Source organism: Pleionea sp. CnH1-48 (assembly GCF_024124665.1).
Classification (GTDB): Bacteria; Pseudomonadota; Gammaproteobacteria; order Enterobacterales; family Kangiellaceae; genus JAMXSB01.
The window spans coordinates 297,282-318,179 of the sequence record NZ_JAMXSB010000007.1 but is presented as its reverse complement, the minus strand read 5'-3'; the positions used below and the strand labels follow the sequence as shown (position 1 = coordinate 318,179).

Sequence of the window (20,898 nt, the reverse complement as noted above, 5' to 3'; positions counted from 1 at the left end):
AGATCCAACCATTGGCAAACATCCAATCTCTTAAATCTTTTTGTGGTCGAATACCTAAAGCCTTAGCAGCTTCTGAAACTGTTAGCGAGTTCTCACAGTCCATCAACTGATCATAAGCATGGACCTTTGGCGCATCAATTTGTGCTTGGTGCTTAAGCTCTTTGTTTTCCTTTGTTGCATCTAAAGCAATCGTTAAGGCTTGCTCAAGGTCAATGTTATGAGGGTCGATAGCATAACCACCCGTTTTACGGATACTTGGTAACACCTCAGACACAACCCAATCCTCAAAGCGTTCTGCACTGGGTAACTTTGAGCGCATAATAAGTCGGTAAACGTCACGCTCAGGAATAATCTGTAAACCTCTTGGGGGAATTTCTAAAAAGCGTAAATTACTCTTTTTAAGTAATTTCATGCACTTACAGTGGAGTTTTACGGCATAGGTTGTATTTTGATAGCCCAGAGCCTCAGCGACATCCTTTGCCACAAACCACGGCTCACCGTTTTTCTCAATTACTCGAATATTCTGATTATCAAATTCAAATGGTATTACGTTCATGTATTTTAATTTCCTTTTCTGTATTTAATGTTTCTTTCCTGAAAGGTTGACCTTATGACCAACCTAAAGATTCCTTTCAACCTGTCTTAATGCACTTGGTTAAATGTTGTTTTGCTCTTAGTTCGATTTTTCTCTAGTTGTTGCTTTAGCTCTTCTGCACGAGCAAGGCTCTTGTTAAGACGTTCTAATAGCTCCTCTCTTTGCAAATCCATTAAGCTACTTTTGTCTTGAGCTTCTATTAACTCACCTTCGATATTTTCTAGCCATACCTCACAGTAAGCTGCATTGACTGGATCAAAACGTTTTACAAGATCAAGCGCCTCTGATGCTGTGATAACTATGTCCGTGTTTAAACCACCTTGATTGGTGTAACTAACCACTGAATCCGTTAAACGGACTAATCTTATAAGTTCACCTATAGGTTTCTCAATGTTGGCTATGAATGCGATGTTTTTTAAGCTTAGCCATGTCTCATTGTTAAACTTGTAAACTTTGATAGGTAATGTTTGATAGTTGATAATCGTACTAATCATAAATTTAAATTTTCCTTGTTTGATTATTTCTGGCCTACACCCCGTAGACATCTTTAAGGTTCTAAAATAGGTCGCCTCTTTATCCAGAGTTTAGCGACATCTTTTTTTGGCTAGTTCTCGTCCACTTGAAAGAGCCTAGAGATGTGCTTAAAGATATTCCTAAAGATAACCTTTGAACCTATCTTTTAGATTATCTTTAAGTTGATCTCATAGATTGTCTTAAAGATGTCTTTAAGATTATCTCTTAGATTTTCTCTTTTCTTTATCCAGAGTTTAGCCACATCTTTTTTTGGATAGAACTTAGCCAGCAATCACTAGCCTTTTTATCCAGTGATTAGCCGGATCTTATGACGAACAAAAAGCAGTCAACATTGGGTCGCCTCTTTATTCAGAGCTTAGCCGGATCTTTTATAACCAGTTTTACACATCAAACAGCAATGACCATTATTTCAACTTTTGACCTATTTCAGATAGCCATTTCATAGTTGGCATAAAGGCACCTAAAAGAAGTCGCTAAACTATGGATAGAAAGGCGCGTGAAAAGGCGCTTAAATTTTAGGCGCTTTGAGAAGTGGCTAAACACTGAATAGAGAGGCGACCGTCTCAAGGACAACTTTTAGCAACGCAAGGAGCGTTATAGATGACACGACAATTTCTAATCAACTACATGCGTGACCAGTTTGGTTACGTTCCTCAAGAAATTACACCCGCTATGAGAATAGCAGCACAAAGCGCATGGAGCGCAACACATTAAGCAAGGCATAAACAACAATCAAAAAGGAATTTAATTTGAGCAACAACAAAAACGTACCATTTACCACAGGCGCAGGACGTGCCGTATATCCATCATTGACGCAGCTAGATACTAAGTTTGATGCAGACGGTATTTACAAAGTTGACTTGGTGATGAGCGCGGAAGAATCGAAACCTCTGAGAGATAAGATTGATAAGTACTTAAAACACTACGTTAGCCAAGTCTCAGAGAAAACCGGAAAGAAGCAAGACGCATCTAAGTTTCGTGTGCCGTATGAGTTGAACGAGGATGGAACCTACACAGTAAAACTCAAACAGAGCGGTGTGATTAACGGCGATTCTGTGAAGCTGGTCTTCTACGATGCGAAAGGAAAACGCATTAAGGAGCTAGCAAAACTTTATGGTGGTTCAATCATCAAAGTCGCAGGAACTATGCGCGGCTATGTCAACGGTGCTAACAAAGGAATTACTCTAGGAATCTACGCGGTTCAAGTAATTAATCTTGTAGACACTTACGAGCGCGATGCAGAGGACTTTGGCTTTACCGCTGTAGATGGGTTCGAGTTTTCAGAAGATGGCGCAGAGGATCATTTTAGTGCCTCTACGGGCGGCGATGCAGAGGACTTTGATTTTTGATGACAACTGAATGGGTGACCGTATATATAAAACCCTTTTCAACGAACCAGATTCATCTAGGTAGAAAAGTACTTTCGCCAAACTATAGGCACTTTCGAAAAGAGTTTTCAAAACTACTTCCTGACATTGAAGTGCCTAAAGGTCCACTGGTGTTATCAGTGGTTGTTGGTGTGAGTAATAGAAACTCTGACCTAGATAACACCTTTAAACCATTTTTAGATGCTTTAGCGGAACGTTACGGATTCAACGACCGTCAAATATTTAGAATAATTGCCACAAAGAAAATCGTTAAGAAGGGAAAGGAGAGCTTTAACTTTAATCTATCAGAATATCAAGGAGAGACATGATTCTACATTCTACAAATAATCTTAAAGGTCAACTCAAAACAGTCGGAGAGGCTTTGTTAACACATGGCTACATCGATAAAGAATATGCTTTGCAAGTCAAAGGCGTGCGCAATCTTCACGATGTCATTATGCGTCTGCGTGGGCTTGGCTGGAATATAAAAACCAACCGAGACAAAACCACAAGGCTCTATACGCTCGTTCGTAATGTGTCGCAAGAATCAGAATTTTTAATGTTAGCTATCAACAACTCATTGCATCGAGCGGATTTTAAACTCGCACAAAAGCAATCAGAAAAGCTGAATAAATTACTTAAGTCACAATTACATTAATTCATAGGTGAACAATGGACGTTTCAAACTATGAACGCAAAGAGAGCTGCCCTAAGTGTGGCTCTAAGGACAATCTAGGGCGATATAAAGACGGTTCGGCGCATTGCTTTGGTAATGACTGTGATTACAGAGAACCGCCCGCAGATGGGCAACAAGGAAGTATTAGAAAAGGGCAAGGGAAGCCCAGAGCGTTAAAAGATTCTATACAGGGAGAAAGCCGAGCCTTAACCAAGCGAGGTATTAATCAGGCTACGTGTAAGTTATTCAATTACACAATCGGAACCTATCAAGATAAGCCTGTTCATATTTGTAATATCTATGATGATAAAAGAACTCTCGTTGCTCAAAAGTTAAGGTTGGCAAATAAGGACTTTAGAGTAATCGGTGATTTATCAAGTAAGCCGCTTATAGGTATGCACCTCTGGACAGGTGGCCGCAAGCTTGTAATAACCGAGGGTGAAATTGATATGTTGTCTTTGAGCCAAGCACAAGGCAATCGTTATCCCGTTGTAAGCTTGCCTAACGGTGTTCAGTCAGCCGTTAAAGTTTTACTGGCAAACCTTGAGTATTTAAAGAGATTCGATGAGGTCATATTGTGCTTTGACAGTGATGAGCCAGGACAAACGAGTGCAGAGTCATGCGCTAAGCATTTGCTAGGCCACATAAAAATCAAGCTTGCAAAACTACCGCTTAAAGACGCTAACGATATGTTACTCGCGGGGCGTGAAGCCGACTTGATTAAAGCTATCTGGAACGCACAGGAATACAAACCCGCAGGCGTTTTAAAAATTTCGGATATTCTTGAATCCTGCCTCACGCCCCCCGTTAAAGGTGATCCGTGGTGGTGCGATGAACTCACGCGGTTAACCTATGGCAGAAGATACGGCGAAATCTATACACTAGGCGCTGGGACTGGCGTTGGAAAAACGGATTTTTTCACGCAGCAAATCGCTTATGACTGTATAGAGCTTAACGAGCCTTGCGCGGTGTTCTATATGGAGATGAACCCCGAAGAAGCCGCGAAACGTACCGCAGGGAAAGCTCAAGGAAAGCGCTTTCACTTGCCCGATGGAAGCTGGGAGACTGGCGAGCTGAAAGACGCTTTAACACACCCGCGACTTTATGAAAACTTACACCTTTATGATGCGAATGGCGTTACCGATTGGGAATCAATACAAGGCGTAATGTTGTATTACATCGGTCAAGGTGTTAAACGATTTTTTATCGACCATCTAACAGCAATGGCAACAGGGACCGAGGAAGACGAACGCACCGAACTTGAAAGAATCATGAAAGGTTTGTACGAAATCGCTAATCGATTAGGTGCGATGATTCATGTCATTAGTCACTTGACCACACCCGACGGAAAGTCTCACGAGGAAGGCGGGCGCGTGACTATTCGACAATTTAAAGGAAGTCGAGCAATCGGGTTTTGGTCATTCTTTATGTTCGGAATCGAAAGGAATCAACAGGCCGATGATGAAGAAGATAGACACACCTCAATTTTAAGATGCCTTAAGGACAGGCTCACAGGTCGCTCTGTTGGCCATACAATCCCATTAGGGTACAACTCAGACACTGGAAAGATGTTTGAGGCTGAAACGGAATTTAGCAACCCATTTAACGAGCACCCACCAGACTTTTAAATAATCAACACAACACACAATTAATCTACTAGGAGATTTTTATTATGGATATGACAGAAACAGAAGTGACTAAGTGCGCTAAGTTCGAACTATCAGACGTAGAAGTTAAAGAGCTTAAAGATGTTTCAGATTTGCTTTATTTGATGGAACGTCGAAACGACCTTAGCCCCTTTGTTACACGTCGCGCATTAATCAATGCACAGTTAATTTTAAACGCCCTGCAATAACAATGAATCTCCTATTAACGAAATAACAAAGGAGGTGTGAGAATGCGTCTTGTCTTCGACATTGAGACAAACGGACTATATTTTGACGCAACGAAAATACACTGTATCACCGCAATCGATATTGACACGGACGTCATAAGAGAGTTTAGGCCGCACGAGATAGAGCAAGGGATTGACTACCTTAAATCGGCCTCTTATTTGAGTGGGCATAATATTATCAACTTTGATTTACCAGTGATTCAAAAGCTTTATGGTGTCAATCTTAAACTGACCTCAGAGATTTACGATACCCTTGTAAGCTCTAGGCTTATCTATTCGAATATTAAAGACATCGATTTTAAGCATAGAGGCCGTTTTCAGTTACCCAGCAAATTAATAGGCTCCCACTCATTGAAAGCTTGGGGCTACCGCTTGGGTAATCATAAAGGTGAGTTTGCAGAGGTTACGGATTGGCAACACTTCACTGAGGAAATGCTAGAGTATTGCACGCAAGATACAAAGCTCAATTTGGATTTATGGAGAAAACTACAAAGCAAGGAGGTATCACGGCAAGCTCTGAGTCTGGAGCATCAAGCAGCGTTTGTGCTTTCTCAACAAGAACGAAACGGATTCTGTTTTGATGAAGGAAAAGCGATAAAACTTTATGCGCGTCTATCACAAAAGCGTTCTGATATTGATAGGGAGATTCAAAAGCGCTTTGATGGTTGGTGGAAGTGTGAAGAAGTCAAAAAGGCAAAGCGCACAGTAAAACCGAAAAAGGGTTCTAATGCCTTAGCGACTGTCAAAGGTGCAGAGTACAGTAAAATTAAATGGATTGACTTCAACCCTAGCTCAAGGCAACACATTGAGAGAGTGTTAACGCAAAAGGGATGGAAACCGCGAGAGTTCACACCAAGCGGCCAAGCTAAGATTGATGAAACGATACTTGCTAAATTGCCTTATGAAGAGGCAAAGCTATTTGCTAAGCAATTCTTATTACAGAAACGTATTGCACAACTTGCCGAAGGGAATCAAGGCTGGTTAAAAGCAATCAGGCAAGGACGTATTCACGGCTCAGTTAATCCTAACGGTGCAGTAACTGGAAGAGCTACACATGCTTACCCAAACGTGGCACAAGTACCTTCCGCGCGCGCTCCTTTTGGTCGTGAGTGTCGGGAACTGTGGACGGTTCCCAGTGGCTGGTTTTTGCTAGGGACAGATGCAAGCGGCCTTGAATTACGCTGTCTAGGTCACTTCATGAGTCGCTGGGACAATGGCGCATACATCGATACGATTCTAAACGGTGACATTCACACGGTAAATCAGAAAGCGGCGGGGTTGCCTTCAAGGGACCACGCGAAAACATTTATTTACTCCGTATGTTACGGCGCTGGTGATCAACTTGTGGGTTCCATAGTTGAACCTCATTCTAGCGCCAAGAAACAAAGGAGTATTGGTAAGAAACTAAAAGCAACGTTTTTTAATAGTGTGCCCGCTCTAAAGTATCTCAAAGACGCCGTAGCAAAGGCCGCTAAGCGTGGTTATATTATTGGCCTTGATGGTCGCCCTGTGTATATCCGTTCGGCTCATGCGACGCTTAATACGCTCTTACAGTCGGCGGGTGCGTTAATTTGTAAGGCGTGGATTGTGGAGTTAGAGAAGCTGGCTATAGATGAAGGCTTAGAACACGGATGGGATGGTGATTTTGCTTATTGCGCTTGGGTGCATGACGAATTGCAAATTGCTTGTAAGACAAAGAAAGTCGCAGAGCATCTATCAATTTTAAGTCAAGACGCCATGAGTAATGTAGAAAAAATATTTTCGTTTAGGTGTCCTTTAGCTACGGATTCAAATATTGGTAAGAGTTGGTTTGAAACACATTAGATTTTAATAAGGAGATTGAAGATTAAAAGAGTGCTAATTTTAGATGGTGATCCGTTCGCATGGAAAGCGGCGGTTGCTCATGAAAAACTAAGCGATTGGGGTGATGGCATTTGTACGGCACACATAAATAAACAAAGAGCTGTTGAATCGGCTACTAAACAAATTGACTCAATCGCAGAGAAACTCAAAGCCGAGGTGGTGTTTTGTTGGAGTGATCCAAGCGGTTACTTTAGGCACGAGCTTGGAGATTACAAAGGCGGTCGAAAAGAATCTATAAGACCTTTAGGACTTGAGAAAGTGAAAAGAATGCTAGCAGAGCATTACGAATCTTTTATGCGTCCTAAACTGGAAGGTGATGACATTATAGGCATTCTAATGACGGAGCCACGCTATAAACAAGGTTATGAAAAAATCGCTGTATCGATAGATAAAGATATTCAAACAGTGCCTGGACTTTTCTTTAACCCTGATAAAGACGCTTCACCAAGGCTAATCACAGAGCAAGACGCAGATAACTTTTTCTATGCGCAGTGCATAGCGGGCGATCCTACAGATGGTTTTCAAGGTGCACCAAGTTTTGGCATGGCCACAGCTTTACGTTTGATTATGAGTAAGAAAAAAGTTGAGCTTTATGAACATGTTCTTAAGAGTGGAAAACGCAAGGGTGAAACGGAGTTAAGGCGTCGTGAGGTTCCTTGCGATGATCCTTGGGAAATCGTTTTGAGTACCTACGAGGTAAATGATTTGAGCGAAGAGGTTGCACTATTGAACGCACGCATGGCGCGTATTCTTAGGGCCTCTGATTGGGATAATGAAAATAAGAAAGTGATTTTATGGAAACCGAAACAACAGAAGGCAGCTTAAAAGATAGCTGTCTCTATTATAGTAAATCTAAAAACTGCGACGTTTATAGTTGTCATGATTGTATTAAAAAGGGTTCTGGTGCTGGCGAGTGGAAGCAAAGCGGGTTTGAAACGACTATTAACGGCTATCCTGAGTCTGTGAGAGTTAACGAGAATGAATCTATTAAAAGTTCTGGCGGTTCCTCCAGCTATTATGATTTCACTATTACGAATCAGAAAGGCGAATCATTAGACGTAACTTGCAATGATGTTATTCGCTGCATGGTCAATAACGATTTTGATTTGGGGAATATAGTCAAGGCAGCTAGAAGAATCTCAGAGGCCCGCCAAGGGAGAGGAAAAGCGGGCGTAAGTATTGGTTATGATGCAAATAAGATTATTTATTTTGCTGGGGGAGTATAAAGAGGCTGTACTTATCAATAAAGAGGTTGGGCTACTGTGTTTTGAACTATCAACTTTGTTAAAAAAGCTCAAGGTCACCCTCTACATAGGTGCTTTCCCCTTTAGCTTCATCAAAAGAAATATGTTCACATAAAAAATCAACCCCAATATATGTTACAATCAGCTCTCCATCCACTTCTAAATTAACTCTTGTCGTGTCATAAGAAGATTCTTGATAGCTAGACAGGTGACCTCCAAATATAGCATCAGGTAGGCCCAGTTGAAGAATGCAATTGTGGTTGATTAATTTTGACTTCACTTTTCCAATCAAAAGGTTAGATAGCTCAAGGAGCCAGTCCTCTAAAGCCTCATCATCTATGTTGATTATCTCACCGCTTACTGGATAGGTGAGTGAGAGGACTGTCATGGGCACATTTAAAATGAGTATTACCTCTAAATCAAAAGTACCTGCATCTATTCTTGCTAAAGGCTCGGACGTTAGGTTGCTGACTTCTTGGTTGCATTTTACAACCTCGCATCCAAAAGAGCTAAACAGTTCAGTTAAAGCCTCTTCATAGTATTTGGTAATTAAGCTATAACATTGCTTTGCTTCCATATCCTGATTCAGCACCTAAGTCATTAAGTCAAAATTATCTGAGAATATTTTGAATGATTAGCATCTAAGACTCTGTTCTGTGAGAAAAAATAAATAGCTTTCACTGATTTGCGGTTGTACTTATTAGGTTAGTTATAGCAATAAAGTGATAAAGATGAAAGAAAATAAAACACAAATACTGGTTGCAGTCTTGGGGATTACCTTCACGATTCTCCAAGGCTTCACAACCTACTACACGCGCAACGTGGACGCGCGACTAAATCAGATTGCGGTCAAGTTAGATGAGACTCGCGAAATGTCTATCGAGACAGCCGCGAGATTAGCCGCAATAAATCAGAGGCTTTCACAAACTGAGAGCCAGTTAAAAGAAATACACAAGACAGCCTTAACGAATCAAAAAGAAATCGCGATTGTTAGGGCTGTAGGTAATAAACAATAAGGAGGCAAACGAATGCCGCAGCGAGCGCCTAGAGGGTGCAGAAAAAGAGGCTGCACAAAGTTAACGATAGAAAGACATGGATATTGTAGCGAGCATGCACACTTAGCAAGTTGGGGTAAATGGCAAAGTGAGCGGGGAACATCGTCACAACGTGGCTATGGTGCAAAGTGGCAAAAGCTAAGAAAGGAAATCTTAGCGCGTGATAAGTACTTGTGTCAGATATGTTTCGCAGTCAGTCGCATACAAGCAGCACAAACGGTTGACCATATCACACCGAAAGCGCGAGGCGGGACCGATAGTCCTGACAATCTGCAATCGCTTTGTTATCCATGTCATGATTATAAAACAGCTAGGGAGTAGCTTAAGGAGAAAATAAAAGGAATGTTATTAAAAGTATTAGAAGTTTTATCAGGTCCGTTGGTTAACTGGGTCTCTCACAGACAAGAAGTAAAGAAAATCAAAACAGAGACACAGTTAGCAGTTTTAAAAGCTGAATCTCAAAGTAAAATAAGACGTGCAGAAAATCAGGAAGCCGCAGACATCAATCTTGATTTAGTCGCATTGAAAACACGAGGCTGGAAAGATGAATATCTATTGGTGATTGGGACCGTTCCAATTATTTTATCGTTTATCCCTGATATGCAAATTTATGTAAAACAAGGATTTGAAGCCTTAAAAGAGACGCCGGAATGGTACTGGTATTTGATGGCCGGACTCTTCATTGATACGTTGGGCTTTCGCTCATTGCTTCGTGGGATAGTTGATAGCACGTTACAAAAGCGCTTGAAAAAGTAGGCAGTTTATCAATAAGTTACGTACTACTAAGTGATGTATCTCATTTGGAGGTAGTTGCTCGCAGATATATCTCCTATGTGAATTTATTATGAAATATTTGCATATTTTCCTTTTTAAAGCTCTATCCGTTCTGTAGCATTTCGGCCCAGCAATAAGACCGGATGTTTTGTTGCGATTGGCATGACATCAGGAAGTCCATAATTGTAGCAAGGTCGCTATCTGTGATTTTCTGATGCTTTTTTTTAAATGGAACTTCAGGAGAAATTAAGAAATGAAGTTTTTTAATAGGAAAAATATTTTAGCTTTATCATTAATAAGTTCGTTATCGGTTTTAAGTCTACCCTCTGCGTTTAGTCAATCTAAATTAACTGAAAGACAGAGTGAAATAAAGCCCTCACTTTTAGCGGTGGGAAATATTCAAAACCCCTCAATAGATGATGTAAAAGCCTCTGGACAGCTAGGCGGGATTTTACATCCTAACGTAGATACTAACGACCCCTCATTATCCCTTTCGCTTTCTCGTATCAGCACAGATACGATAGCCACTCAAAATAGTGCGTTTGCTCAAGCGATGGATGAGTGGAATCAGCACAACTATAAGTACGCTTCTAATTTAATGAGCGATTACTTAGCGAAGTACCCGAACGGTATCTGGGCGGGTGAGGCCGATTTGCATATGGGTTGCGAAGCCCGCTTTAATGGCCGTTATCGTGAGGCCAATGAGCGCTTTTCTCGCATTGTAAAGAAGTATGAAAACCATCGTTTTGAAGGCGCTCGAAAAGTTGCCGAAAAAGCAAAGAGCCGTTTAGCTGTTTTACGAGTCATGGAAAACAGCTTGAGCGATGCACAAGGTATTTTTTCGGAGCTTAAGAAAGATGGCTCTGATTGGCGTCAACGAACCTATGCGGCTACGTGGATAAGCCGTATTGCAAAACTTAAAGCACAGGGCAAAGCTCTGGCAAATTGCGGAAACCGAGCCTTTAGTGATTTGCTGGAACGTGATGGTAAGTTTGTCGAAGCAAAAAGAGTTCGCTCGCTACTTCCAAATAATGCTAAGGGTTTTAGTATTAAAGAGTTAAGCGAGCTTGCGGGTGATTATGGTTATGCCATGAAAGCGCTTAATGTGTCTCCTGATGAGCTTAAAGACATGCCTCTACCTGCCATTGCTCACATCGACCGAAGCGCTACGAATGGTTTAGGCCATTATTGGATTGTCGAACAGGTCAATGATAAAGGTGTGACCATCTATGATGAACAAAAGCAACGACGTTTTACTCAAACACAAAAAGAGTTTTCTCAAGAGTGGGACGGTAAACTTTTAGTGTTCTCTGAGAAAGATTCTCCGTTACTCGCTTCATTAGAAAGCAAAGCGATGTCTTTGTTAGATGCAGAGCTGACCTATGGCGGTTGCTGTGGAATCCAACGACCAGAATCCGATTTAGGCGAACCAAAGCAGAACGAGTGTCCCGCAGGTGGTAAAGGCTGCCCTGTTTGGTCAGTGAATAAAGTTAGTATGAATCTATATGCTACTGACACGCCTATTTGGTATGAAACGCCCTATGGTCCCAACATTGAGTTAAAACTTAGTTACAATTCTCAATCAGCTCTTCAACAGTATGAGCCTTTTGGAAATAAATGGTCTTTCAGCTACGGCATGTACTTAGTTGAAGATCCTGGCGAAGCGGCAACGGTATTTATGGCCGATGGCCGTCGCATGGTGTTTATTGCTGATGGTAAAGGCGGTTTTGCTAAAGCTTATGGTTCCGAGTCAGCTTTGAAAAAAGTTCATTCAACACATTACGAGTTGACTTTATTAGATGGTACTCAGTACACCTTTGCTATTCCTGATAACACCCATTCACAACAAGTACTGCTGACACAAATAAAAGACATTTACGGCCATAAAGTAAAGTTAGGTTATAACAGCAATATTCAGTTAAAAACTATTCAAGATGCACAAGGACGCAAATCAAGAATTACTTACTACTCTAGTGGTTTAGTTAAAGAGGTCTCTGATCCCTTCGGTAGAAAAGCAATCTTTGAATATGACTCCAATAAAAACCTTGTTTCTCTCACAGATATGGGGGGCTATAAGAGTACGATAAAATATGATAGTGATGTGTATATCACTGAGATAACAAAGCCGTTTGAAGGAACTTGGAAGTTTAAGACAGAGCCAGCAGATGGTGTTGATACTGGTATTGGCTACCCAACAGGCGATAGCGGTATGTGGGAGTATTATCGCATAACAGTTACCGACCCTGATGATAAAAAGTCAGAATACTTTTATGATGGTAACTCAAGTTCGTGGTATGTAAGCCCAGAAAATTATATTGAGTACCAAAGTAATCAAGTGAACAACGGCTGGGCTAAAAGAGAAAACTATCTCTTTCACTCAGATGATAACTTCAATTTTGGTGAGATTTCGCAAATATACTTTCATGATGGTGAGAAAAATACTCAAACCGACGTCATCAAGTATGACTCAGAAGGTCGTTTGATTTCGTGGACCGAGAGGCAAAGCAATCGCCAAATAACAACGAAGTATGAGTATACCAGTAGTGGTTTGCTTAAATCCGTTGATGAAGCTTTGGTGCGCAAAACGGTCTTTGATTATGTTAACGATAAGTTGGACCTAATCAAAAGCATTACCTATCCGAAGTTAGCAAACGGAGGTCAGCTAACTAAGCACTTCGACTATGATGCAAGTTATAATGTTGTTGCCGTTAGAGAGGTAGGGAAAGATGCGCAAGGCATTGAGTCAAGTCGTGTTACATTCTTGACATACAATGATAATAATCAAGTGGTATCAATTGACGGCCCTAGAAAAGATGTTAATGATGTAGTGACCTTAAACTATTATGATTGCGCTGGCTTAAGCAGTTCATGCAGTCAACTAAAGTCTATTACTAACGCTCTAGGTCATGTAACTTACCTTTCTGACTACACGCTAGATGGCAAGGTTGGACGAATTGAAAGCCCCAACGGTTTAGTGATTACTGTTGTCTATGATGACTTAGGGCGAATCAAAAAGCTGACTCAAGCCAGCAGTGAAGGCGAATTGTTAAGAACGTTAGAACTCACTTATGAAGGTGTTAATCGTCTAAAGTCGGTGGTCGTTTCAAACGGCGAATCATTTACTTATCACTACACAGCATCGGGAGCGCTAACCAGCATTGTGAATGCTCAAGGTGAAAAGGTTGATATTACACCGGATAAAGAAAACCGCCCTCACATTGTTAACCTGATAGATAGTTTAGGCGCAAAGCAGTTTACAACACAGTATGCTTACAATCGCTTTAATGCACTGACAGAAGTGACCGCAAGCAACTCAAGTAAGACTAATATCAGTAGGTCTCGAACAACCTACACAGGTTTTGAAGACGCGGACGGTTATTATAAAGGCTTCTGGTTGGATGAATTAGGACGTGCAGCCGAGCTTGGCGATAGTGCCTCTGAGTCAATCAAACAAACCTTTGATGCTGATGATAGTCTCTTAAAAGTCACCGCTCAGAACACATTAGAAACTGTTTTCGAAAATAACGTGTTTGGTGAAGTGTTAACACGCACTAGTCCAGATACCGGTGTTACCGAAAATCAATACGATGATGCAGGCAACGTTGTTCATATCAAAGATGCTCGCGGAACAGAGTCACACATGGTCTATGACGCCTTAAAGCGTTTGGTTTCTGTTACCACGCCTAACAACTTAGAAAACGTGACCTTGAGTTATGATAGCATTGAAAACGGGAATCAGGGCATTGGACGCCTAACGAAAGTTCAAGATGATTCAGGGGTAACTGAGTATTTCTATAATGACTTTGGCGCTATTACAAAAGTCATCTGGAAAGACGGTAGTCAAAGCTTTACTACTGATTATCTCTATGACGCTTTTGGTCAGCTTGAAGGCGTTATTTACCCAAGCGGTAAGACGGTTAACTACCACCTTGATAAAGGTCAGGTTAAGTCTGTAAGTCTTCTTAGTAATGGAGAGTCAAAAGAGATTGCGAGCAATATTGAGTACTTGCCATTTGGTCCAATGGTATCCATGACATTTGGTAATGGTTTGGCTTTAAATAACCAATACAACTTAGACTACCATCTACAGAGTACAACTATCGGTAATATCTTTGACAAAAGCTATGACTATACCACCGCAGGCAATCTGCGCGGCGTTACGGATAACTTAAACCCATTAAGCAGTGTTAACGTTAGGTTTGATGAACGTAATCAAATAAAGGGCCTGAACGTTGAAGGCGGCTTTAAGGTTTACGGTTATGACTTTGTAGGCAATAGAACAAAAGAGTTGTTTTGTCCTGTAGGTGTGTTCGGAGTCAACACCTTAGACGATTGTATTGCTCTCTTTTGGGATACCGAGCAGAACTGTACCTATGGTGATTGTGATGTGACACTTTGCGGCGTCCTGCCTAACGCACCGGATTGCCAAGAACCGCCCAGTTGTGACCCGACTATTCAAGATTGCGGCGGCGACACTGACCCAAATCTATGTGATGATTTAGACACTGTTTGCTCTTTTGTTTCTCCAGAAGAATGTGAAAACCTGCGTCAGCTTTGTGCGGGCGGGATGCTTTCAGCAGACATGGTTGAACTATCCAAAGGTAGCTCACGTTTTGAAAAGTGGTTAGTGAATCAAAAGCGAAAATCTAACTCACGTTTAGCTTTCACACCGACTCAAGAACCAAAGTACACAGTTTATAACTATGGTCATGATGACAATAAGTTAACGGATTTCAACAACCTTTCATTCTCTTATGATGCCGCAGGAAATATGCGCTCTAAAGGCGGCTGGTTGTTTGAATACAATCACGCTGGCCGTTTAGCCAGTGCCATGAATAGCAGTAATCTCATTACCTATAAGTACAATGCGAATGGTCTGCGAACTCATAAAACGGCTAACGGTGTAACCACTCGTTATATTTATAATCAGGAAGGGGTATTAATTGCGGAGGTTTCAGAGCAAGGAGATATCTCCAAGGAGTATATTTACCTCAATAAGCGGCCTCTAGCTATGTTAGAGTACAACGATATCTATTATTATCATAACTCGCATATAGGAACGCCCGAGATATTAACCGACTCACAGCAGTTTGTTGTATGGCAAGCCGACTATGATTTATGGGGTAGTGCCGAAATCTTAGTAAGTGATGTTGAAAACAACCTGAGATTTACAGGTCAGTATTTCGATAGTGAGACAAATCTGCATTATAACTGGAATCGTTATTATGATCCGATGTTAGGCCGATATATCACAAGTGACCCTATTGGCTTAGCTGCTGGGATTAATACTTATACTTATGTAGAAAACAGTCCGTTATCTTTTGTTGATCCAACTGGCGAGATCCCTGCTGCACAATTTGCTGGAGGGCTAGCTGGCTTCGGTTTTGGTCTGGTTTCAGCACTTGTTTCTGGCAAACGAGGATGGTGTGCCATTAGGGCTGGCCTTTATGCAGGATTAGCAGGTATTGTTTCTGGTGGTGGATCAGTTATCAGAACAATACTAGCATCGAGTACTCTGTCTATTGTTGAACAAGCAAGACGTAATGGCTTTGATAACGTTAGTTACCTTGAAGCTGGTGCTAGTGGTATTGCCGCTGGCTTGGGGGGGAAATTTGGTGCGATAGTTGGTAAGAAGCTCTATCCTCCTTACTGGCATCAACCGAAAAGAACTAAGCTAAATCCTAAGTACTGGGCAAAAAAAGCAGGACTTAAAGTCAAACCTCTACCTCGTGAGGATTTAAATGATATTGACAGAGATGTCGCTTCTGGCTTTATTGGTGGAGCAACTGAACATTTAGCAAATTCTCTAAGACCAAACTATGAAAAAAATAACTGTGAGTGTTAATTTATGAATAACTTAAGATTAGTTCGTTGGGTGCATTATTCTTTCGTTAGTCTTTTCGCTTTAATTACATTAATTCATTTAAATGAGGTTCAAATTAAGAGAGTCGCGGACTATCTTTTAACTTCCTATAGTATGATGAGTGTGTCTTTAATATATTTTTCTTTTGGAGTTATTCTTGCTTTTCAGGAAAATAAAAAGAAGATATGTCAAATATTATTGATAGTCCTTTCAATTTCGATTGCAGCTATAGCTATTGGTGTCAAGGCTATTCTTCCACTCTCCATCTTGTGGTTTGCATTGGGCTTTATTTATTTTAGAGGGTATATTGAAAGACAAGTATAAATATACACTTCGGGCGTATGGATTGCGCTCTTTTTAAATGTTTTCGGAAAGGTATCATGCCCCCGTATAGTATGTTCAAGAGAATGGGGCGGTACAGTGTGGCTCGCAAAGTAACGAGTTAAGAGGATTAAGAAGGATGTCAAGAACCAGAATCAGCATAGGGTTGCCTCGGAATAGAGAGTTGTTAATAAGCCAAAAAAACAGCACTGTTTGGATATACGTTAATGATTCAGAAAATTCTGGTGCTATATTAAAGTGCTTGGTTGTAGTCTTGAGAGTGGTATCATTGGTGACTGTTATTGCTGTTAATACACTCAAAGAAACTGACTTTAACAAAGTTAAATGTTACTTAGAGGGCTGTAAAAGTAAGGGGGATTGTTGACTAGCCTTCAATAAGTCGTTATTTCTAAAATTGATTTTTCTGTTAAGCAAGGGATGGCTTATATCCCCTAGATAACTTTGAGCAAACGGAATTGCTCACTTTAAATTAAAACTAAAAGGTATTTCGTCATGAAACTTTATACGGAAAGTGAGTGGTGTCGTGTTGGCACAACTAAAGAATATGAATTAAGTGTTGATGAAGGTAGTTTAACAGCTTATCTCAAAGCCAACTTACCAAGTGAGTATGGTCCTTATGGATTGATTGCGAGCTACTTTCAGAAAGATTTGGTGTTTGGAGGTTATTCAAACGTAAGAAAAGAGGTCCCTTTAAGCAAGCTAAAGGAGTTCATTGATAATGGTGTATCTCAGTTCTTCATAAAAAGCAAAACACTAACACCAAAGATAAACTTAAAGACATTACCTCAAAGCAATGAAACTTTGCTTTTGAATGGCTTGATTTGCTTACAGGTCTATAGGAAGTTTCGAGGGTTAACATCAAGACCAACAATTCTAATGGTCGATGCGATTCGAAATACCGACGTTGGAGGCCGCTTTAAGCACAATCATTATCAAGAGATTTACTGGAGCTTACAAAAGGAGAATATAAGAAAAAAGCCTCAAGCTGTCTTTAGAGTGGCAGCGTAAAACTTGAATTCCACCAAGTTTGCTCTAACTCCCCAATGTAATTTTATATAAGTCTATTCTCGGGGCTGTCCTAAGCCCCTTTCAAATTTAACAATCAAACGAAACAATTCATTAAGGAAAATGAAAAGACATGAGAAAACTAAATAAATTAAACGTATACGGCCTTGTGGTCCACTGTAGCGCCACAAAGCCAAGCATGAAGGTAAACGCTAAGATAATCAAAAGATGGCACACAGAGGAACGGGGATGGTCTGACATTGGCTATCATTTCGTGATTAATCGTGATGGTTCCTTAGAGTCTGGGCGCTCCTTACAATATCAAGGCGCTCACGTTCGGGGCTATAACGCTCAAACTATCGGTGTGTGTCTCATAGGTGGGCTTGATGAGAACGGCAAGCCAGACGCCAATTACACGCTCGCACAGTATGAGACCTTGAAGAAGCTCTATGGTGACTTAAGGCTACGCTTTCCGATTCAGGAGATTCTAGGACACAGAGATTTAGATAAGGGTAAGGATTGCCCCTGTATTGATGTTCGGGCGTTGTTTTTAAGCTCCTTCTGAGATTTTGGTAGGCATGAAAATTATGTTCTATTCTTACATTTATTTTTACTTAGAGAGATTTCTATGAGTACATACGATGAGATAAGTAAAGCGATAGCAGCTCACGGCCAATGGAAAAATAAGCTGCGCAATGCTATTGATACAGGTAAATGCGAATCAACACCCGCTAAAGTTAAGCAAGATAACAATTGTTCATTTGGCAAATGGTTACATGGGCGGATAGATCCCCAAGCGAAGAGTTCAAGTTATTATAGTACTGTTGTTAATTTGCATGCAGACTTTCACAAAGAGGCTGGTTCAATCTTAGAAGTGGCTTTGAGTGGAGATAAAAACTCTGCAAGTCAACGTATAGGTTTAGGAAGTGAGTTTTCAAGACTATCTGCTGAACTTACAAAGACAATGAAAGCTTGGCAAGATTCTTTGTGAACGATGTGCCAAATAGCTTGAATTAGTTAAAAGTTGTACTACATTCAAGTTGGATATAGTGCTAATTCATCTCGTGCTATGTCTGAGTTATTAAGCTTATTAGTGTACTGTAAGTAAGGACAAAAAGAGATTTTTGTTTATACTTTCTTCCCTACCCCTCACTCAAATGACACTCTGATAGAATGCCCGATTCGAGTGAGGGCATTTTTCTTGTTTAACTAAATGCGTATAGCGCCTCCTTAACTTCATTCAAGTCAAAGTCACCACACGCTGGTAAAAGCGGTGCTTTCTTTCTTTTAGAAGGTGTCATTTGAGCATCAAACTCTAGTTTTAACTTCTCAAAAATAGGTTGTTCATATAAATCAATGAATGTTTTTCTGATAAGTATGAAAAACTCCTGAGAGTCACCTGCATGAACCCCAAAAGAATCATGAATCAAACAAAAATCTGTTAATCCATATTCTTTGTTAGCTTCTAAAACGGTCATCATTAAGTGGGTACTATCTAATGAGTGAACAACGTTAGGGCTGATAGCATTTCGCATCTTTCGCGTGTTGATTTTATCAAGCTCTTTCCTATAGCTAATTTGATAACGTCCTCCAGATAATCTGGTGTTAATAGTTTTTAACTCAGTTTTCGGATACAGTTGAAGCACCGGGAAATCAAGTGGTGTAGTCCATTTAATAGGCTTGTTGTTCGATGCAATTAATCCTGCACTGTCCTGCATCCAGTTCATAGCTTCTTCTGCTTTTACAACTTTATTCTTTATAACAAACTCTACAATTTCGGCTAAGTAACGAGCACACTTGTGACCGTACTTATCACCATCAGGAAGTTTGAAGTTACCTTCTTCAAGTGCTGGTTTAATAACTCCAGTATATAATTGATCTTGAAATCCTGATGCCTTAGAGCCGTAGGAATATGTCATTACACATGTTTTTAAGTCACTTCTTGATAAACGTCCGTTTGCGTAGTCTAGCCAAGTTTTCGCAAAGACATCATCATTTTTTAAAAGTATGTCCGTTACAATATCAGATACCTCTTGATAAACGTCTTCGGGACTGTCTTCTACTTCATTAGGTGGTAACAAATTTACAGACTTTGCTGTGTCAGAGCATCTAAAAGCAGCTCCAAGATGTTGTAGTCCAGAACACGTGCCATCAAAAGCAATAGGCATTCTTGATTGGTAGTCATCGCCTTGCTCAACATAACCCTTAAGCTCTAAACACACAGCATAAAATAAAAACGGCTTATCAGCTTTTGTCCAAAAAAGGTTTTTAATTGGATCGTCCGCAGACATAAGGATTTCTTCTATATTGTCATTAACCCAGTAGTAACGTTCTCGAAAACTTACTTTATCTATTCCAAAACAACCAGCCGCGTGAAGGTGTAGCCAGAAAAGTCCATGTTTACCTAATGGTTTTGGCTCTGAAAATTCAAGCAAGGCTTTGATATAGTCCTGACCTTGAGGGTTTAGACTTGGAACCGCGTAGACACGCCCACGAGAATCTAGTTGATATGGAATATAGATTTTCTCAAAGTCTTTAAATTGCTCTGCTGTTTGCAAATTGGTAGCCATATTAACTCTTAGACTTTCATACGCTTTATTTTTCTTATCAACTTCCTTCTTTTTCCAGTAGTTCATTTCATCCGAAATTTTGATGTCTTTTTGCGGTACAAACTTTTTTGGTGGTAAACCTAACTCATCCTTTTTATCAATCATCGTATTAAGCAAATCTAAAACTGGCTTTCTGATTCTCCAGGCTGTGCTTTGGATAAGATTAAGAGCCTTAAAGACTTTCTCAGGATTCTTTTTGTAAACTAAATCTCTTTGCTCTGGGATTTGTCGTTTAATTAACGGTAAGCTTTCTTGAGCATCTGTTAGATAACATCCTGATTTAATATTTCGAATGTTCCAGTCTCTGGGTTTAGTTATCATTGGTAAATACATTGGTGATAAATCTCGATATTTCGCCTTGTTTTCTTCAATCCATTTCCTCATAGATGCGGTTGGAGCTAGCGCTTTATGACCTCCTTTTTTTTGTGGTGGGATAACTTCAAGCCAATCGCTATGTACAAGTAAAGTATCGATACAGAATAAGCCTACTTTAAGTTTTTGATCATCCTCCCAACTTTTGTGGAGTTCACCGTGTTCTTTGTTTACATAATTGAGTGTTTGTGTTCGCTCTCTTTCGTTTGCTCCTTTATCTTTCCGCATGATACTTTCATAGTGTTTTTGTGCTTCTTCATTTAATGAGTTCCATAACACCTCTAATTCAATAGCTTCACCAATACGCATAGCAACGCTAGTCATACTTCTGGCAGACGTTAAGCGGGCCATGATTCTTTTGAGTGTTAGAAATGATAATGTTTCTGGATCAACGAAGCCTTTAACCAACTTTACAGGGATAGAGGGCCTTGTCTTACTTTCTAGTGCCAATGTAAAACCCTCAGTTAGCTCTGGGAATGCTTCTGCTAACTTTTTACGTCCGTATGTTGTTTGGTCTTCTCTTCCTTTTTTTTGTGCTTTTGTGATTTGTTTATCATAACGTGCATGACCTAGATCACGCCCTTGTTCTTCAATTTTAATTTGAAACGCTCGTAGTTTATCCATATACGACTTTTAACCTTTATGTTGTTTATGATGAGCTGAATGCCCCCGATAACTGCTTAACAACTAAGCTATGAAATATTT

The 20,898-nt window shown here is 40.4% G+C and carries 20 protein-coding genes; 16 read left to right on the top strand and 4 right to left on the bottom strand.

The features are described 5' to 3' along the window. Both NH399_RS13365 and NH399_RS13360 read right to left on the bottom strand, forming a co-directional pair. Nucleotides 1-556 (bottom strand): BRO family protein (locus NH399_RS13365; RefSeq protein ID WP_253040844.1); only part of this gene is annotated, 556 nt, incomplete at its 3' end. A gap of 86 nt (nt 557-642) precedes the next feature. Further along, the gene (locus tag NH399_RS13360; RefSeq protein WP_253040842.1) at nt 643-1,089 is read right to left on the bottom strand and encodes a hypothetical protein; all 447 of its coding nucleotides are present in this window, start codon (nt 1,087-1,089) and stop codon (nt 643-645) included. 789 nt (nt 1,090-1,878) lie between these two features. Here NH399_RS13360 and NH399_RS13355 point away from each other — a divergent pair. Genes NH399_RS13355 through NH399_RS13320 form a run of 8 tightly spaced genes read left to right on the top strand, consistent with a single transcriptional unit; the run spans nt 1,879 to nt 8,155 of the window. Continuing rightward, nucleotides 1,879-2,478, top strand: coding sequence for a hypothetical protein (locus NH399_RS13355; RefSeq protein ID WP_253040840.1), 600 nt, complete (start codon nt 1,879-1,881; stop codon nt 2,476-2,478). Further along, nucleotides 2,478-2,825, top strand: a complete 348-nt coding sequence (locus NH399_RS13350) for a RusA family crossover junction endodeoxyribonuclease (protein WP_253040837.1) — start codon at nt 2,478-2,480, stop codon at nt 2,823-2,825. The genes NH399_RS13355 and NH399_RS13350 overlap by 1 nt, the downstream gene beginning before the upstream one ends. Beyond that, nucleotides 2,822-3,154 (top strand): helix-turn-helix domain-containing protein, encoded by a 333-nt coding sequence (locus tag NH399_RS13345; RefSeq protein WP_253040835.1) that lies wholly within the window; start codon nt 2,822-2,824, stop codon nt 3,152-3,154. Before NH399_RS13350 ends, NH399_RS13345 begins: the two co-directional genes overlap by 4 nt. 14 nt (nt 3,155-3,168) lie before the next feature. Next, entirely contained in the window at nt 3,169-4,800 is a 1,632-nt protein-coding gene (locus tag NH399_RS13340; RefSeq protein ID WP_253040833.1) for a toprim domain-containing protein, read from the top strand. Between the two features lie 44 nt (nt 4,801-4,844). Next, nucleotides 4,845-5,027: a hypothetical protein gene (locus NH399_RS13335; RefSeq protein WP_253040831.1), complete on the top strand. Its 183-nt coding sequence runs from the start codon at nt 4,845-4,847 to the stop codon at nt 5,025-5,027. 42 nt (nt 5,028-5,069) lie between these two features. Next, the gene (locus tag NH399_RS13330; protein WP_253040829.1) at nt 5,070-6,890 is read left to right on the top strand and encodes a DNA polymerase; all 1,821 of its coding nucleotides are present in this window, start codon (nt 5,070-5,072) and stop codon (nt 6,888-6,890) included. Nucleotides 6,891-6,920: 30 nt separating this feature from the next. Beyond that, on the top strand, nt 6,921-7,754 hold the full coding sequence (locus NH399_RS13325) for a hypothetical protein (protein WP_253040827.1): 834 nt from the start codon (nt 6,921-6,923) through the stop codon (nt 7,752-7,754). Next, on the top strand, nt 7,724-8,155 hold the full coding sequence (locus NH399_RS13320) for a hypothetical protein (RefSeq protein ID WP_253040825.1): 432 nt from the start codon (nt 7,724-7,726) through the stop codon (nt 8,153-8,155). The genes NH399_RS13325 and NH399_RS13320 overlap by 31 nt, the downstream gene beginning before the upstream one ends. A 58-nt stretch (nt 8,156-8,213) precedes the next feature. Here NH399_RS13320 and NH399_RS13315 read toward each other — a convergent pair whose 3' ends face one another. Beyond that, complete coding sequence (locus tag NH399_RS13315) at nt 8,214-8,750, bottom strand: hypothetical protein (protein ID WP_253040823.1); 537 nt, start codon at nt 8,748-8,750, stop codon at nt 8,214-8,216. Nucleotides 8,751-8,904: 154 nt separating this feature from the next. Here NH399_RS13315 and NH399_RS13310 point away from each other — a divergent pair, with 154 nt between their 5' ends. The 8 genes from NH399_RS13310 (at nt 8,905) to NH399_RS13275 (ending at nt 18,203) form a co-directional block, all read left to right on the top strand. After that, a complete protein-coding gene (locus NH399_RS13310) occupies nt 8,905-9,189 on the top strand; it encodes a hypothetical protein (RefSeq protein WP_253040821.1) in 285 nt (94 codons plus the stop codon). Nucleotides 9,190-9,201: 12 nt separating this feature from the next. Next, nucleotides 9,202-9,549 (top strand): HNH endonuclease, encoded by a 348-nt coding sequence (locus NH399_RS13305; RefSeq protein ID WP_253040819.1) that lies wholly within the window; start codon nt 9,202-9,204, stop codon nt 9,547-9,549. A 21-nt stretch (nt 9,550-9,570) separates the two neighbouring features. Further along, nucleotides 9,571-9,984, top strand: a complete 414-nt coding sequence (locus NH399_RS13300) for a hypothetical protein (RefSeq protein WP_253040817.1) — start codon at nt 9,571-9,573, stop codon at nt 9,982-9,984. A 271-nt stretch (nt 9,985-10,255) separates the two neighbouring features. Further along, nucleotides 10,256-15,847 carry an RHS repeat-associated core domain-containing protein gene (locus NH399_RS13295; protein ID WP_253040815.1) on the top strand — a complete coding sequence of 1,864 codons (5,592 nt, stop codon included), beginning with the start codon at nt 10,256-10,258 and terminating at the stop codon, nt 15,845-15,847. Nucleotides 15,848-15,850: 3 nt separating this feature from the next. Further along, nucleotides 15,851-16,189 (top strand): hypothetical protein, encoded by a 339-nt coding sequence (locus NH399_RS13290; RefSeq protein WP_253040813.1) that lies wholly within the window; start codon nt 15,851-15,853, stop codon nt 16,187-16,189. Between the two features lie 510 nt (nt 16,190-16,699). Then, nucleotides 16,700-17,215, top strand: a complete 516-nt coding sequence (locus tag NH399_RS13285; protein ID WP_253040811.1) for a hypothetical protein — start codon at nt 16,700-16,702, stop codon at nt 17,213-17,215. 130 nt (nt 17,216-17,345) lie between these two features. Next, nucleotides 17,346-17,777, top strand: a complete 432-nt coding sequence (locus tag NH399_RS13280) for an N-acetylmuramoyl-L-alanine amidase (RefSeq protein ID WP_253040808.1) — start codon at nt 17,346-17,348, stop codon at nt 17,775-17,777. A gap of 63 nt (nt 17,778-17,840) precedes the next feature. After that, nucleotides 17,841-18,203 (top strand): CZB domain-containing protein, encoded by a 363-nt coding sequence (locus NH399_RS13275; protein ID WP_253040806.1) that lies wholly within the window; start codon nt 17,841-17,843, stop codon nt 18,201-18,203. A 214-nt stretch (nt 18,204-18,417) separates the two neighbouring features. Here the strand turns inward: NH399_RS13275 and NH399_RS13270 are convergent, their stop codons facing one another. Continuing rightward, entirely contained in the window at nt 18,418-20,817 is a 2,400-nt protein-coding gene (locus NH399_RS13270) for a DNA-directed RNA polymerase (protein ID WP_253040804.1), read from the bottom strand. Nucleotides 20,818-20,898: the final 81 nt, after the last annotated feature.

Excerpts from the sequence above, each read along its gene's own strand:
- NH399_RS13330 (WP_253040829.1), top strand. The coding sequence starts at position 5,070 with ATGCGTCTTGTCTTCGACATTGAGACAAACGGACTATATTTTGACGCA.
- NH399_RS13360 (WP_253040842.1), bottom strand. The coding sequence starts at position 1,089 with ATGATTAGTACGATTATCAACTATCAAACATTACCTATCAAAGTTTAC.
- NH399_RS13300 (WP_253040817.1), top strand. The coding sequence starts at position 9,571 with ATGTTATTAAAAGTATTAGAAGTTTTATCAGGTCCGTTGGTTAACTGG.
- NH399_RS13295 (WP_253040815.1), top strand. The coding sequence starts at position 10,256 with ATGAAGTTTTTTAATAGGAAAAATATTTTAGCTTTATCATTAATAAGT.
- NH399_RS13280 (WP_253040808.1), top strand. The coding sequence starts at position 17,346 with ATGAGAAAACTAAATAAATTAAACGTATACGGCCTTGTGGTCCACTGT.
- NH399_RS13290 (WP_253040813.1), top strand. The coding sequence starts at position 15,851 with ATGAATAACTTAAGATTAGTTCGTTGGGTGCATTATTCTTTCGTTAGT.
- NH399_RS13310 (WP_253040821.1), top strand. The coding sequence starts at position 8,905 with ATGAAAGAAAATAAAACACAAATACTGGTTGCAGTCTTGGGGATTACC.
- NH399_RS13345 (WP_253040835.1), top strand. The coding sequence starts at position 2,822 with ATGATTCTACATTCTACAAATAATCTTAAAGGTCAACTCAAAACAGTC.
- NH399_RS13350 (WP_253040837.1), top strand. The coding sequence starts at position 2,478 with ATGACAACTGAATGGGTGACCGTATATATAAAACCCTTTTCAACGAAC.
- NH399_RS13270 (WP_253040804.1), bottom strand. The coding sequence starts at position 20,817 with ATGGATAAACTACGAGCGTTTCAAATTAAAATTGAAGAACAAGGGCGT.
- NH399_RS13315 (WP_253040823.1), bottom strand. The coding sequence starts at position 8,750 with ATGGAAGCAAAGCAATGTTATAGCTTAATTACCAAATACTATGAAGAG.
- NH399_RS13335 (WP_253040831.1), top strand. The coding sequence starts at position 4,845 with ATGGATATGACAGAAACAGAAGTGACTAAGTGCGCTAAGTTCGAACTA.
- NH399_RS13285 (WP_253040811.1), top strand. The coding sequence starts at position 16,700 with ATGAAACTTTATACGGAAAGTGAGTGGTGTCGTGTTGGCACAACTAAA.
- NH399_RS13320 (WP_253040825.1), top strand. The coding sequence starts at position 7,724 with ATGGAAACCGAAACAACAGAAGGCAGCTTAAAAGATAGCTGTCTCTAT.
- NH399_RS13275 (WP_253040806.1), top strand. The coding sequence starts at position 17,841 with ATGAGTACATACGATGAGATAAGTAAAGCGATAGCAGCTCACGGCCAA.
- NH399_RS13340 (WP_253040833.1), top strand. The coding sequence starts at position 3,169 with ATGGACGTTTCAAACTATGAACGCAAAGAGAGCTGCCCTAAGTGTGGC.
- NH399_RS13305 (WP_253040819.1), top strand. The coding sequence starts at position 9,202 with ATGCCGCAGCGAGCGCCTAGAGGGTGCAGAAAAAGAGGCTGCACAAAG.